Source organism: Pseudomonas sp. A214, assembly GCF_900156295.1.
In the GTDB taxonomy this organism is placed as follows: Bacteria; Pseudomonadota; Gammaproteobacteria; order Pseudomonadales; family Pseudomonadaceae; genus Aquipseudomonas; species Aquipseudomonas rhizophila.
Genome location: NZ_LT707062.1, coordinates 5,226,650 through 5,241,013 on the forward strand (window position 1 = coordinate 5,226,650; position 14,364 = coordinate 5,241,013).

Genomic DNA, 14,364 nt, shown 5'->3' on the forward strand with positions numbered 1-14,364 from the left:
CGGGGTTCAAAGGAGCTATAACGGATGAAACATGAAGCGTTGAATCAAATCAGCACGACTTAGAACACGTACTGGGCGCGCATGACAAAACCGTCACCATCGTCGTCGCCGTTGGCATTGGTCACGTTGTCGGCCTTGGCCTTGACGTAGGCAGCGGAGATTTTCACCGCTTCGTTGGCGTACCAGTTCACACCCAGGTTGTGCACCTTGGCTTCGGCATCGCCCACGTCACGGGTCGCGGAGGCAGTGGTGATGTTGTCGTCTTCGACGGTCATGCTGTCGTAGCGATAGAACACTTCCCAGGCGCCGATGGATTTGTTCTGGGGTTTGATCGCGTCAAACTTGCCGACTTTATAGCCACGGGACTCACCAGTGATGGTATAGGCACCCTGGACGTAGAAGCCGTGGCCTTTGATGTCTTCGAAGGCATCGCTGTCAGCCTTGGTTTTACGCGAAATGTATTCACCTTGGATCGACGCAGGCCCCATGGCGAAAGCGGCTTCCAGGCCGAACGCCGTGTCGGTGTCGTACGAACCGGCCGGCGAGTTGTTCGCGCCACCCAGCAACGGACGGTTGCCGTTAGGGCCGGCATCGTTGCCACCCAGCGTTTCGACGCCACGCATGCCCAGGCGGGAGCGATAACGTGCATCGAATACGGTGTCGGAGACGTCACGGGAGGCGACGTTCACACCGAAGTGCAGAACGTTGCCGGAGTCGTGCATCGGCGCGAATACGAAGCGACCGTTGACCTGCTTGACGCTGTCGCCGTCGGTGTCGTTGTTGTCCTTGGCGAATACGCCAGCGGAGGCATAGAACGAATCGGCGAAGGTGCTGGACGCTTGCAGACCCAGACCGTTCTGGTGGCCGTTGGCCCAGTCGATCAGATCATAAGCAGCGTTACGCTCCGGCGCGGTCACCCACTTGGAACTGGTGGCTTTTTCCAGGCCGAAATCCGGGTCGAAACGACCGAATTTGATCGAGACCGGCTTGAAGCCGTTGTAGGCCATGGACGCTTCGTCAAAGTAACCGTCGTCTGAACTGCCGGCGTTATGCGAGAAGTCGTAGCTGATGGTGTAGGCCCAATCCGTGTACAGCACGCCGGACAGTTCCAGGAAAGCGCGACGAAAGTAAGCGGCGTCGGCCGAATTGCCATTATCGGTGTAGAGACCGTCGAACTGGCTGTAGTCAGCCTGCAAACGACCGCCAAGCTTGAAGCTGAACTCTTTGTCGGTGGTAGCGACCTCAAGGCCGCCCTTGGTTTTGACCACGATATCGGCGCCATCGGTGGTGACGGTGCCGGCGAAAGCCTGGGCGGTTACTGCCATTGCCAGTGCGCTGGCGGCAACACCTGCGAAGTGCTTACGGATCATCGAAGAATTCCCCTGTTGGTAGTCTATGCCGTTAGAAAACACGCGGAACTGAGCCCGCTGGTGTTGGAGGGGATCTTGGCGATGGGTTGTGTCAGCGCAGTTGCTGTCAGATAAAGATTTTATGACAGGGGAACTTTTTACTTCGAAAGGGAATAACCGATGCACCAATACCAGTGGGAGCGAGCCTGCTCGCGATAGCGGTCAATCAGCCGGCATTGATGTCGAATGAAACAATGCCATCGCCAGCAGGCTCGCTCCCACAGGGGCGTAGGGGTGTCTGGGACTCAGCGAATATTTTTACGGCGCTCGGCCGCGAGTTTTTCAGCCAACTGATCCAGATTGGGAACCGGCGATTCAGGCAGCTTTCTGAGCGTGGCCTGCATCAGGCGCATCTGGCGAATGAAACGCCGGCACGTGGCACAGAACATCAGATGATGGCGCATCATCAGGCGCTCACGAAAACTCAGTTGGCCGTCGAGAAAATCGCTGGAGCGCGCCACTTGTTCCTTGCAGGTCAGCATTCGCCGGTTTCCTCGAAATGTTCTACGGTCGCAAAGACCTTCAGCCGTGCCCGATGCAACAGCACACGTACGTTGGAGAGCGAGATGTCCAGAAGATTACAGATGTCTTCCAGTTCCAGGCCCTGACGTTCGCGCAGGGTCAAGACACTGCTTTGCAGTTGCGACAGACTGAGCAGCGTGTGCTCGAGGCATTCGCGCAGCTCACTCATCGTGAGCAGCGCCTCCGGTGTGTCCTGATGCCAGGCGAACGGTGCTAGCAGCCAATGGCCATCCGCGGCGAAACGATCATCGCCCAGGGTGCCGTGGGGCGACGGCAGATCATCGAGCAACACCTCCCGACGGTTCTGCTTGTAGCGGCCCTTGGCGGCGTTGGCGGTGATGGTCAGCAGCCAGGTCTTGAGACTGGAGCGGCCCTGGAAGCCATTGAGGTTGCGCACCACTGACAACCAGGCGTCCTGCACCACTTCATCGGCATGCCGACTGCCCACGATGGCGTAGGCCACGGCGCGCATCGGGCTCTGGTAGGTGCTGACCAGCTCTTTGAAGGCCTGCTGCTCACCGGCCAGGAGGCGTTGGAGCAGTTGTGTGTCGTCGGTGACGGTCATTCAACGCCCATTGCTGAATAGATCGCGGCTGTGGCGAGGGGGCTGATGTGGGAGCAAGGCTTGCCCGCGATGCGGTCCTTCATAAACCGCGCTGCCTGTTTCGTGAGCAAGCTTTGCTCCCACATGACCTTGCTCCCACAAAAAATTCGTCGCCGCCAGAGGATTAATGCTTACGCAGAATCACGCTGCCAATCGAATAGCCGGCGCCGAACGAGCTGAGTACGGCGACCGAACCGCTGGGCAAATCATCCTGGTAGGAGTGGAACGCAATCACCGAACCCGCCGAGCTGGTGTTGGCGTAGCGGTCGAGGATCACCGGCGCTTCTTCTTCGGTGGCTTCGCGACCCAGCAGCTTGCGCACGATCAGGTGGTTCATGCTCAGGTTGGCCTGGTGCAGCCAGAAACGCTTCACTTCACCGACGCTCAGCTGATTTTCTTCCAGGTGCACGCCAATCAGTTCGGCCACCATCGGGCAGACATCGCGGAAGACTTTACGACCTTCCTGGACAAACAACTTGTCACGGCTGCCGATCCCCTCTTCCCCGGCGCGGTTGAGGAAGCCGAAGTTGTTGCGGATGTTGTTGGAGAATTTGGTGAGCAGCTTGGTGCTGACCACGTCGAACTGATACGGCGAGGTCGCCAGGTCCGCCCGTTCGATGATCACCGCGGTGGCCGCGTCGCCGAAGATGAAGTGGCTGTCGCGGTCGCGGAAATTCAGGTGGCCGGTGCACACCTCAGGGTTGACCATCAGGATCGCCCGGGCCTGGCCCAGTTGTACGCTGTTGGCCGCGGCCTGGATGCCGAACGTCGCCGAGGAACAGGCCACGTTGATGTCGTAACCAAAACCTTCGATGCCCAGCGCTTCCTGGACTTCAATGGCGATGGCCGGGTACGGACGCTGCAGGTTGGAACAGGCGACGATCACGCCATCGATGTCGGCGGCGGTGCGGCCGGCGCGCTCCAGCGCCTGTTTCGCCGCGCCGACAGCCATTTCACACAGCACCGACCACTCGTCGTTGGAGCGCTCGGGCAGGCGCGGGGTCATGCGTTGCGGGTCGAGGATGCCATCCTTGTCCATGACAAAGCGGCTCTTGATGCCGGAGGCTTTTTCGATGAACGCCGCGCTGGATTCGGTCAACGCCTCGACTTCTCCCCGCTCGATGGCTTGGGCATTGTCGGCGTTGAATTGCGCGACGTAGGTATTGAAAGACTGCACCAGCTCTTCATTGGAGATGCTGTTGGCCGGGGTGTACAGGCCGGTGCCGCTGATGACGACGTTATGCATGGTCGTGTCTCTGATCTGTTCAGGCAGAAAGCGTTGGCACCGACGTACCAACACACAAGGGGTCTTTTCCCATCCAGGGGAAGCAGACCTGGCAGCGCTTTATTCCGATCCGCCCGTGATCATCGACGCTAAAAACCACGGGACCGGCATTTATAGGCGCGAAGTTTGCCATAAACGCTGGCGTTTGGCCCATTCTCAGTGAATTACAAAACCAAACCCTGTGGGAGCGAGCCTGCTCGCGATAGCGCTGGATCAGCCAGCATCAATGTTGACTGACCCACCGCTATCGCGAGCAGGCTCGCTCCCACAGGTCTTGCGCCGGGGTCAGGGCTCCACCTGCCCCCACTGCTTGCTCAAGCGCTTATCCGAAATCGGCACCTTGGTGCCCAGTTGCTGGGCGAACAGCGACACCCGGTACTCCTCCAGCCACCAGCGGTACAGCTCCAGTTGCGGGTCGCGCTTGCCTTCCTGGGCGTGTTTGCTGGCGCGGGTCTGGTACTGGGCCCAGAGGTTCGACAGTTCACCGCTCCAGACCCGGTCCTTCTGCACCTGGCTGCCGAGTTTCTCCAAGCGCTGCTCGATGGCCTTGAGGTAGCGTGGCAGCTCCTTGAGCCACTGATGCGGGGTTTCGCGCACAAATCCCGGGTACACCAGATGGCTGAGTTGCTGTTTGATGTCGTTCAGGGCCACGGCCTGGGCCAGGTCGATCTTGCCCTTGAAGCGTTTTTGCAGGCCGTGCCAGAGTTTGAGGATCTCCAGGGTCAGCTTCGCCAGGCGTTCGGCGTGTTCGGTCCAGCCGCCGCGTTTGCGCTCGGCCAGGGATGCTAGTGCGGCGCCATCACGGGGCAGGCTCGCCTCGCCTTCCAGCACGCAACTGTCGAGACTGACCAGCAGGATGTCTTCCACCAGGCTGTCGATGCGTCCCAGTTCGCGGTACAGCAGGCCAAGTTCCGTCAACCCGGGCAGTTTGCCGCGCAGGAACTTGGCCGACTCTGCCAATTGCTGCATCAGCAACCGCTGCAAGGCGCGACGGTGCTGGAACTCGGCTTCAGCCGGGGTCGGGAAGCGGCCTTCCTTGACCACACCGCCCTCTTCCACCAGCGCCGGGTACACCGTCATCGACAGCCCGGCAATCTTCTGTTGGGTTTTCTCGGCCACCGGGGCGAAGATTTTCGCTTCCACCGGCGCCTGGCTTTTCGCCGTCTGCGGCACGGCCAAGGCGGCCTGGCTGGCTTCGGCAAAGCGCGCCGTCAACTCGGCCAGGTCACGGCCTTCGCCGAGAAACTTGCCCTGGCCGTCGACGATTTCCAGATTCATGCGCAGATGGCTTTCCACCTGCTGCGCAGCTTCCGCCCAGGCTTCGTCGCTGACCCGCGCGCCGGTCATGCGCAGCAGTTCGCGGCCCAGGGATTGCGGCAACGAACCCTCAGCAAAGGTGATGCGTTGCAGCGCGGCCTTGACGAAATCCGGCACGGGCACGAAGTTTTTGCGCAGGGCCTTGGGCAGGTTGCGCACCAGGGCGATGCACTTGGCTTCGATCATCCCGGGCACCAGCCATTCCAGACGCTCCGGCGGCAACATGGGCAGCAGCGGTGCCGGCACGCGCAAGGTCACGCCGTCGCGGGGATGGTTGGGTTCAAAATGGTAGCTCAGCGGCAAGGTCAGCTCACCGACGCGCAACGTGTCGGGGTAGTACGCGGCAGTGACTTCACTGGCCTCGCGGGCCAGCACGTCTTCTTCGCGCATGATCAGCAGTTGCGGGTCTTTCTGGCTGTTGATCCGGTACCAGCTGTCGAAGGTCGCGGTCTGGTGGATCTCGGCCGGCAAGCGCGCATCGTAGAAGGCGAACAGGGTTTCCTCGTCCGCCAGGATGTCGCGACGGCGGGCCTTGGCTTCCAGTTCGTCGAGTTGCTCCAGCAGTTGGGTATTGGCACTCAGGCACTTGGCCCGGGACTGGATCTCGCCGCGCACCAGCGCCTCGCGGATGAACAGTTCCCGCGACACCACCGGGTCCACCGGCCCGTAATGCACCGGCCGGCGACCGACCACGATCAGCCCGAACAGGGTGATCTGCTCATACGCCACCACCTGCCCGCGCTTTTTCTCCCAATGGGGTTCGAAGTGGTTTTTCTTGATCAGGTGGCCGGCCAGCGGTTCGATCCAGTCCGGTTCGATCTTGGCCACCATGCGCGCGTACAGCTTGGTGGTTTCCACCAGTTCGGCGGTCATCAGCCATTGCGGACGCTTCTTGCCCAAGCCTGACGAGGGGTGAACCCAGAACCGTCGTTGACGGGCACCGAGGTAGTCGCCGTCTTCGGTTTTCTGGCCGATCTGGCTCAGCAGGCCGGAAAGCACCGCCTTGTGCAGCTTCGGGAAATCGGCCGGCTCTTTATTGAGGCTCAACTGCATGTCGCGGCAGATCAGGCTCAACTGGCGATGGGAATCGCGCCACTCGCGCAGGCGCAGGTAGTTGAGGAAATTCTTGCGGCACCAGTTGCGCAGCGGGCTGGCGGTCAAGGCCTGGCGCTGCTCTTCGAAACCACGCCACAGATTGACCAGCCCGGCGAAGTCCGAGTCGGGGTCTTTCCACTGGGCGTGGGCCTGGTCAGCCGCCTGCTGACGCTCCGGTGGACGCTCGCGCGGGTCCTGGATCGACATGGCGCTGGCGACGATCAGCACTTCCTGCAAGCTGCCCAGTTTCGCCGCTTCCAGCAGCATACGGCCCATGCGCGGGTCCACCGGCAAGCGCGCCAACTGGCGGCCCAGCGGGGTCAACTGACTGTTGCGGTCCACCGCCGACAGCTCTTGCAGCAAGTTGAAGCCGTCGCTGATGGCCTTGCCGTCCGGCGGTTCGATGAACGGGAAATCGGTAATCTCCCCCAAGCGCAAGTGCAACATCTGCAGGATGACCGCCGCCAGGTTGGTGCGCAGGATCTCGGGGTCGGTGAATTCCGGCCGGCCGAGGAAATCCTCCTCGCTGTACAACCGCACGCAGATCCCCGGCTCGACCCGCCCGCAGCGGCCCTTGCGCTGATTGGCGCTGGCCTGGGAAATGGCTTCGATGGGCAGGCGCTGGACCTTGGCGCGATAGCTGTAGCGACTGATGCGCGCGGTGCCGCTGTCGATCACGTAGCGGATGCCCGGCACGGTCAGCGACGTTTCAGCGACGTTGGTCGCCAGCACCACGCGACGGCCAGGGTGGGACTGGAAGATCCGCTGCTGTTCGGCTGGCGACAGCCGCGCATACAACGGCAGGATTTCGGTGTGTTTGAGCTGGGCCTTGCGCAGCATTTCCGCCGCGTCGCGAATCTCCCGCTCGCCCGGCAGGAACACCAGCACGTCACCGGGGCTGCGGCGTTCGCTACGCTCATAGGCGGCGATTTCATCGAGGGTGGCGAGGATCGCCTGGTCGACGGTCAAGTCGTCCTCGACCCGGTTGCCTTCCTCGTCCTGCTCCAGGGTCAACGGGCGATACCAGGTGTCCACCGGGAAGGTGCGACCCGAGACTTCCACGATCGGCGCGTCATCGAAGTGCTTGGAAAAACGCTCCAGGTCGATGGTCGCCGAGGTGATGATGACTTTGAGGTCCGGGCGACGCGGCAGCAGGGTCTTGAGGTAGCCGAGCAAAAAATCGATGTTCAGGCTGCGCTCGTGGGCTTCGTCGACGATGATCGTGTCGTAGCGTTCCAGGTAACGGTCGTTCTGGGTTTCGGCCAGCAGGATGCCGTCGGTCATCAACTTGATCAGAGTGTTGGCGTCGCTCTGGTCTTCGAACCGCACCTGGTAACCCACCAGCGCCCCCAGCGGCGTGGCCAGCTCCTCGGCGACCCGGCTGGCGACGCTGCGCGCGGCGATCCGGCGCGGCTGGGTATGGCCGATCAAACCGTGCTGGCCGCGACCGATTTCCAGGCAGATTTTCGGCAGTTGCGTGGTTTTGCCCGAGCCGGTTTCGCCAGCGATGATCAGCACCTGGTGCTTGAGCAGCGCGTCCTTGATTTCGTCGCGCTTGGCGGCGATCGGCAAGCTGTCGTCGTAACGAATGACCGGCAGGCTGGCCTTGCGCGCCAACACCTGATCACACGACGCCTGCATGCGCGTCACCCACTGGGCCAGCTTGGCCTCGTCGGGTTTCTTGCGCAGCTCGAGCAACTGACGCCGCAACCGGTGACGGTCGGCGAGCATGGCGTGGTCGAGGTTTTTCAGCAGTTTGTCGATAGCGGGGGCTTGGTCAGTCATCAGGTACGCAAGGGTCGTCGGTTTGTGCAGGGGGCCGATTGTCGCAGATTTGCGCAGGCTGCGCCGACCCATGGCAGCCTGCCCGCTGTTCCCTTGTGGGAGCGAGCCTGCTCGCGATAGCGGTGTGTCAGTCGACATTAATGCTGGCTGATCCATCGCTATCGCGAGCAGGCTCGCTCCCACAGAGGTTTTGCGCAGATTTCGGGGTTATTCGCTGTCCAGGTCTTTACGCCGATAGGGGAACACGTCGATCACCTTGCCCGCCCGAATCGCCTCTTGCAGGCCCTTCCAGTAATCGGCGTTGTACAACTCGCCGTGCAGTTGATCGAACAGTTTGCGTTGCCCCGCGTCGGCGAACAGGAAAGGTGGGAACTCTTCGGGAAAAACGTCCAGCGGCCCGATGGAATACCACGGCTCGGAGGCCATTTCGTCTTCCGGGGTCCGCGGCTGGGGAATGTGACGGAAGTTGGCTTCGGTGAGAAAGCAGATTTCGTCGTAGTCGTAGAACACCACGCGGCCGTGGCGGGTCACGCCGAAGTTCTTGAGCAGCATGTCGCCAGGGAAGATGTTGGCCGCCGCCAGTTGTTTGATCGCCAGGCCGTAGTCTTCCAGCGCCTCGCGCACCTGGTCCTGGTTGGCGTTTTCCAGGTAGAGGTTCAGTGGCGTCATGCGCCGTTCGGTCCAGCAGTGACGAATCAATACCGTGTCGCCTTCCACCGACACCGTGGACGGCGCCACGTCCAGCAGTTCCTCCAGGCATGCCGGTTCGAACTTGCTCAGGGGAAAGCGGAAATCGGCGAATTCCTGGGTATCGGCCATGCGCCCGACCCGGTCGACGCTTTTCACCAGCCGGTACTTTTCGATCACGGTCGCGCGGTCGACGTTCTTCGACGGCGAGAAACGATCCTTGATGATCTTGAATACGGTGTTGAAGCCCGGCAGGGTGAATACGCTCATGACCATGCCACGTACACCAGGGGCCATGATGAACTGGTCGTCGGTATTCGCCAGATGGTTGATCAGCGCCCGGTAGAACTCGGATTTGCCGTGTTTGTAGAAACCGATGGAGGTGTACAGCTCGGCGATGTGCTTGCCCGGCAGGATGCGCTTGAGAAAGCCGATGAATTCCGCCGGGACCGGCACGTCCACCATGAAGTAAGAACGGGTGAACGAGAAAATGATCGACACCTGCGCCTCGTCGGTAATCAGCGCATCGATCTGGATGCCCCGGCCTTCGCGGTGCAGCAGCGGGATCACCAACGGCCATTGGTCGTCCTGCGTATAGATCCGGCCCACCAGGTAGGCGCCCTTGTTGCGATAGAGCACCGACGAAAACAATTCCACCGTCAGTTGCGGGTCCTTGCAGACCCAGTCGGGCAGGTTCTCCCGCAATTGGGCTTCAAGGCGCTGCAAATCGCCCGGCAAGTCGGCGTAATCCTCGCTGAAACGGTAATCGGCGAAAATCGCCGCCAGCATCCGGTCCAGCTGGCCCTCAGGTTTGTAGGTACGGGTCTGGGCGGCTCGGGCGCGGCGCAGGCTGGGCCGGGTGGTATGGATGAACATGGTGCCGTCGCTGATCAGGTCATGGCTGAACAGCCCGCAGAAGATCGAGTTGTACCAGGTCTCGGACAGCTCATCGTCGAAACGCAGGTCGATCAGGCTGATGTAGGCGCTTTTGACCAGCGGCCAGCAACTGACGTCCATCAGCGCCTCGGCTGCGAAAGCCTTGCGCAAGCGGGCGACGGTTTCGAAGACCTTTTCTTCATACAAGTTGATCCGCGCCGCAGACGCCTCTTGTGCCTCCTGCCAACGGGCCTGCTCGAACCGGGCGCGGGCGCCATCGGTGATCTGCCGGAAATGCTCACGGTAATCGTCAAAGCCTTCGAGGATCGAACGGGCGATATCGGCGGCGGGCCATGGCTGCGGCATAGGGTAAACCTCGGCGGGTCATGCTTGTTATTGGCGACTGAGCTTAGAGGCCAATCGCGCGGCAACGCAACCATTGCCATCGGTCTTGAGCGAGGCGACACTTGCGACCCGATCAAGGAAGGAATGCGCTGTGAACCCCGTTGATATCCTGCGTTTGCTGTCATTGGCCGCCATCTGGGGAGCCAGTTTCCTGTTCATGCGCATTATCGCCCCTGTCATTGGCACAATCCCCACTGCATTTTTTCGCGTGTCCATCGCTTTTGTCGGCTTGCTGGTGATCCTGGCGTTGATGCGTATCGACTGGAATTTTCGCGGCAAGCTGAAAATCGTGATGGTGCTGGGCCTGATCAACTCGGGCATTCCGGCGACGTTTTATTCGCTGGCGGCCCAGGTGCTGCCGGCCGGTTACTCGGCAATCTTCAACGCCACCACACCCTTGATGGGGGTGTTGATCGGCGCGCTGTTCTTCAGCGAAAAACTCACCATGACCAAGGTCAGCGGTGTGTTCCTGGGATTGTTCGGCGTCGGCATCCTGACCGGCGCGGGGCCGGTGGCCTTCGATCTGCAATTGCTGATGGGCGCCCTCTCCTGTCTGCTCGCCACCACCTGCTACGGTTTCGCCGGGTTCCTTGCCCGCCGCTGGCTTGATCATCAAGGCGGGCTGGACAGCCGTCTCGCGGCCCTGGGCAGCATGTTCGGCGCCACGGTGTTGCTGTTGCCATTGTTTGGCTACAGCGTCATCAGTCACCCTCCGGCCAGCTGGGGTGGCTGGAGCGTCTGGCTGTCGCTGCTGGGGTTGGGCCTGGTGTGTACAGCGCTGGCGTACATTCTTTATTTCCGCCTGCTCAGTTCCATTGGCCCGGTCAAATCCATGACCGTGACCTTCCTGATCCCGCCGTTCGGCGTGTTATGGGGGGCGTTGCTGCTGGATGAGCCGTTGGGGATGGCGCACCTGTATGGCGGGGTGCTGATTGCGGCGGCGCTGTGGCTGGTATTGAAACCAGCGGCGAGCGCGACCAAGGAGCCGCTCCCAGACCAGCGCAACTGAACATCCCCCCACCCTTGTGGCGAGGGGATTTATCCCCGCTGGGTTGCGAAGCGCCCCCATAACTGACACATCGAGGTGACTGAGCTGTTCTGGGGACTGCTGCGCAGTCCAACGGGGATAAATCCCCTCGCCACAATAACCTTCGCTCACCAGTCGCTGGGGGGCACGATTACTGCTGAGTCTCCTGCTCGGTGAACAGATCACTGAACAACATGCTCGACAGGTAGCGCTCACCCGAATCCGGCAGGATCACCACGATGGTCTTGCCCTGCATTTCCGGCTTTTCCGCCAGGCGCACGGCTACAGCCATCGCCGCGCCACAGGAAATGCCGCACAGGATTCCCTCCTCCTGCATCAGGCGCAGGGCCATGGCCTTGGACTCCTCATCCGTAACCCGCTCGACCTGATCGACGATCGACAGATCGAGGTTTTTCGGCACGAACCCAGCACCGATCCCCTGGATCTTGTGGGGGCTGGGCTTGATCTCGTCCCCCGCCATCGCCTGGGTGATCACCGGCGAAACCACAGGCTCCACCGCCACCGACAGAATCGGTTTGCCGCAGGTGTTCTTGATGTATCGCGAAACCCCGGTAATGGTCCCGCCGGTGCCGACGCCCGCCACCAGCACATCCACAGCGCCGTCGGTGTCGTTCCAGATTTCCGGGCCGGTGGTTTTTTCATGAATGGCCGGGTTGGCCGGGTTATCGAACTGCTGCGGCATGAAGTATTTGGCGGGGTCGCTGGCGAGGATTTCGGCCGCTTTTTCGATGGCACCCTTCATGCCCTTGGCCGGATCGGTGAGCACCAGCTCCGCGCCCAAGGCCTTGAGTACCTTGCGCCGCTCGATGCTCATGGAGGCCGGCATGGTCAACATCAGCTTATAGCCGCGGGCGGCGGCCACGAACGCCAGACCGATCCCGGTGTTGCCGGAAGTCGGCTCGACGATGGTCATGCCGGACTTGAGCTTGCCCGAGCTTTCGGCGTCCCAGATCATGCTGGCGCCGATCCGGCACTTGACCGAGTAACCTGGGTTGCGCCCTTCGATCTTGGCCAGGATGGTCACGCCACGCGGGGCAATGCGATTGATCTGCACCAGTGGCGTATTGCCGATGGAATGGGCGTTGTCAGCGAATATGCGGCTCATGACTGGGTCCTTAATGCAGCGGGGATTTAGCGCTTAAAGGTATGCCTGTTGCCCATGGGCGTCCAGTTGCACCGAACGTTCCAGTTGTTACAACAGTCAATGTTTTAACAACGCGGGAGACTGACTGAAATGAAGCGTCGATACAGCTGGCCACTGTGGACTTTCGCCGCCATCGTTGCGGTGCTGGTGGCCCTGCATTTCACCTTGCCGTTCCTGGTGCGCGACTACCTGAACGACAAACTGGCCGACATGGGTGACTACCGCGGCCAGGTGACCGATGTGGACCTGGCGCTCTGGCGCGGGGCCTACCGGATCAACGGCCTGGAGATCGTCAAGGTCGACGGCAAGGTTCCCGTGCCATTTGTCGAGGCGCCACTGATCGACCTGTCGGTCAGCTGGCATTCGCTGTGGTACGACCATGCGGTGGTGGCCGAGGCGGAGTTCGTCCGTCCCGAAGTGAATTTCGTCGACGGCGGAGCCGACCGGCAGAACTCCCAGACCGGTAGGGGCACCAACTGGCGCGAGCAACTGAGCAAGCTGCTGCCCATTACCTTCAACGAAGTGCGGATCCGGGATGGCAAGGTGACATTTCGCAACTTCAACTCCAAGCCGCCCGTGAACCTGCGGGCTACCGACGTCAATGCCAGCTTCTATAACCTGACCAACGTGGTCGACACCGAAGGCAAGCGCGACGCCCGTTTCGAGGGCAAGGCCCTGGTGGCCGAACATGCGCCGCTGGAAGTGCAGGCGACCTTCGACCCGTTGAGCGACTTCGAGGATTTCGACTTCCGCTTGCGCGCCAGGGACATCGAACTCAAGCGCCTCAACGATTTCGCCGCGGCCTATGGCAAATTCGATTTCAATGCCGGCCATGGCGACCTGGTGGTGGAGGCAGAAGCCGAGAACGCCCAGCTCAGCGGCTACATCAAACCGCTATTGCGCGACGTTGACGTGTTCGACTGGCAGCAGGATGTGGAAAACGAAAAAAAGAACATCTTCCGTTCGGTCTGGGAGGCCTTGGTGGGCGCGGGCGAAACGGCCCTGAAGAACCAGCGCAAGAACCAGTTTGCCACCCGGGTGGAACTCAGCGGCAATGTCCATCAGCAGGACATCAGCGCCTTCGAAGCCTTCCTCCAGATCCTGCGCAACGGTTTCGTCCAGGCCTTCAATGCCCGGTATGAGCAGCCGCCGCCGTCGGCCGACTGAGTCAACATGTGACGCTCCATTCAGAGACTGAATACAGCGTCTGCGTTCACAGTCGGCGGGGCACCGCGTTATAGTCGGGCACGACATTTATTTCGCGCGCCCCGCCTCGTCAGGCCGGCGTCACGTTCGAGGAAATTACAGATGAAGTTCGAAGGCACCAGCGCCTACGTGGCCACCGATGACCTGAAGCTGGCCGTCAACGCCGCCATCACCCTGGAACGTCCCTTGCTGGTCAAGGGCGAACCGGGCACCGGCAAGACCATGCTGGCCGAACAACTGGCTGAATCCTTCGGCGCGCGCCTGATCACCTGGCACATCAAGTCCACCACCAAGGCCCATCAAGGCCTCTACGAGTACGATGCGGTCAGCCGCCTGCGGGACTCGCAGTTGGGCGTGGACAAGGTGCACGACGTGCGCAACTACCTGAAGAAGGGCAAGCTCTGGGAAGCGTTCGAGTCCGAAGAGCGGGTGATTCTGCTGATCGACGAGATCGACAAGGCTGACATTGAATTCCCCAACGACCTGCTGCAAGAACTCGACAAGATGGAGTTCTACGTCTACGAGACCGATGAAACCATCAAGGCCAAACAGCGGCCGATCATCATCATTACCTCCAACAACGAAAAGGAACTGCCGGACGCCTTCCTGCGCCGCTGCTTCTTCCACTACATCGCCTTCCCCGACCGCGTCACCCTGCAGAAAATCGTCGACGTGCATTACCCGGATATCAAGAAAGACCTGGTCAGCGAAGCGCTGGACGTGTTCTTCGACGTGCGCAAGGTGCCGGGCCTGAAGAAAAAACCTTCCACCTCCGAACTGGTGGACTGGCTCAAGCTGCTGATGGCCGACAACATCGGCGAAGCGGTGCTGCGCGAGCGCGTCCCAACCAAGGCCATTCCGCCCCTGGCCGGTGCCCTGGTCAAGAACGAACAGGACGTGCAACTGCTCGAGCGCCTGGCGTTCATGAGCCGCCGTGGCACCCGCTGAACCCTCTTCGTTTCAACAAGAGCGAGGGCGATT

At 61.1% G+C, this 14,364-nt stretch carries 10 protein-coding genes; 3 read left to right on the plus strand and 7 right to left on the minus strand.

Annotation, left to right across the window (positions count from 1 at the left end; translation table 11 throughout):
* Positions 1–59 precede the first annotated feature (59 nt).
* The 6 genes from BW979_RS23250 to aceK form a co-directional block, all read right to left on the minus strand.
* On the minus strand, positions 60–1,370 hold the full coding sequence (locus tag BW979_RS23250) for an OprO/OprP family phosphate-selective porin (protein WP_047227923.1): 1,311 nt from the start codon (positions 1,368–1,370) through the stop codon (positions 60–62).
* A 284-nt stretch (positions 1,371–1,654) separates the two neighbouring features.
* A complete protein-coding gene (locus BW979_RS23255; protein ID WP_047227924.1) occupies positions 1,655–1,891 on the minus strand; it encodes an anti-sigma factor family protein in 237 nt (78 codons plus the stop codon).
* Entirely contained in the window at positions 1,885–2,496 is a 612-nt protein-coding gene (locus BW979_RS23260) for an RNA polymerase sigma factor (protein WP_047227925.1), read from the minus strand. Before BW979_RS23260 ends, BW979_RS23255 begins: the two co-directional genes overlap by 7 nt.
* A gap of 163 nt (positions 2,497–2,659) precedes the next feature.
* Positions 2,660–3,781: a beta-ketoacyl-ACP synthase III gene (locus BW979_RS23265; protein WP_047227926.1), complete on the minus strand. Its 1,122-nt coding sequence runs from the start codon at positions 3,779–3,781 to the stop codon at positions 2,660–2,662.
* Between the two features lie 324 nt (positions 3,782–4,105).
* On the minus strand, positions 4,106–8,017 hold the full coding sequence (hrpA, locus tag BW979_RS23270) for an ATP-dependent RNA helicase HrpA (RefSeq protein WP_047228035.1): 3,912 nt from the start codon (positions 8,015–8,017) through the stop codon (positions 4,106–4,108).
* A gap of 207 nt (positions 8,018–8,224) precedes the next feature.
* Entirely contained in the window at positions 8,225–9,946 is a 1,722-nt protein-coding gene (aceK, locus tag BW979_RS23275; RefSeq protein WP_047227927.1) for a bifunctional isocitrate dehydrogenase kinase/phosphatase, read from the minus strand.
* Between the two features lie 130 nt (positions 9,947–10,076).
* Here aceK and BW979_RS23280 point away from each other — a divergent pair, with 130 nt between their 5' ends.
* Positions 10,077–10,994 carry a DMT family transporter gene (locus tag BW979_RS23280; RefSeq protein WP_076385920.1) on the plus strand — a complete coding sequence of 306 codons (918 nt, stop codon included), beginning with the start codon at positions 10,077–10,079 and terminating at the stop codon, positions 10,992–10,994.
* 169 nt (positions 10,995–11,163) lie between these two features.
* Here the strand turns inward: BW979_RS23280 and cysK are convergent, their stop codons facing one another.
* Positions 11,164–12,138, minus strand: coding sequence for a cysteine synthase A (gene cysK / locus BW979_RS23285; RefSeq protein ID WP_047227929.1), 975 nt, complete (start codon positions 12,136–12,138; stop codon positions 11,164–11,166).
* Positions 12,139–12,267: 129 nt separating this feature from the next.
* Here cysK and BW979_RS23290 point away from each other — a divergent pair, with 129 nt between their 5' ends.
* Together BW979_RS23290 and BW979_RS23295 are read left to right on the plus strand one after the other, a co-directional pair.
* A complete protein-coding gene (locus BW979_RS23290; protein WP_047227930.1) occupies positions 12,268–13,344 on the plus strand; it encodes a DUF748 domain-containing protein in 1,077 nt (358 codons plus the stop codon).
* 141 nt (positions 13,345–13,485) lie between these two features.
* Positions 13,486–14,331, plus strand: coding sequence for an AAA family ATPase (locus BW979_RS23295; RefSeq protein WP_076385922.1), 846 nt, complete (start codon positions 13,486–13,488; stop codon positions 14,329–14,331).
* Positions 14,332–14,364: the final 33 nt, after the last annotated feature.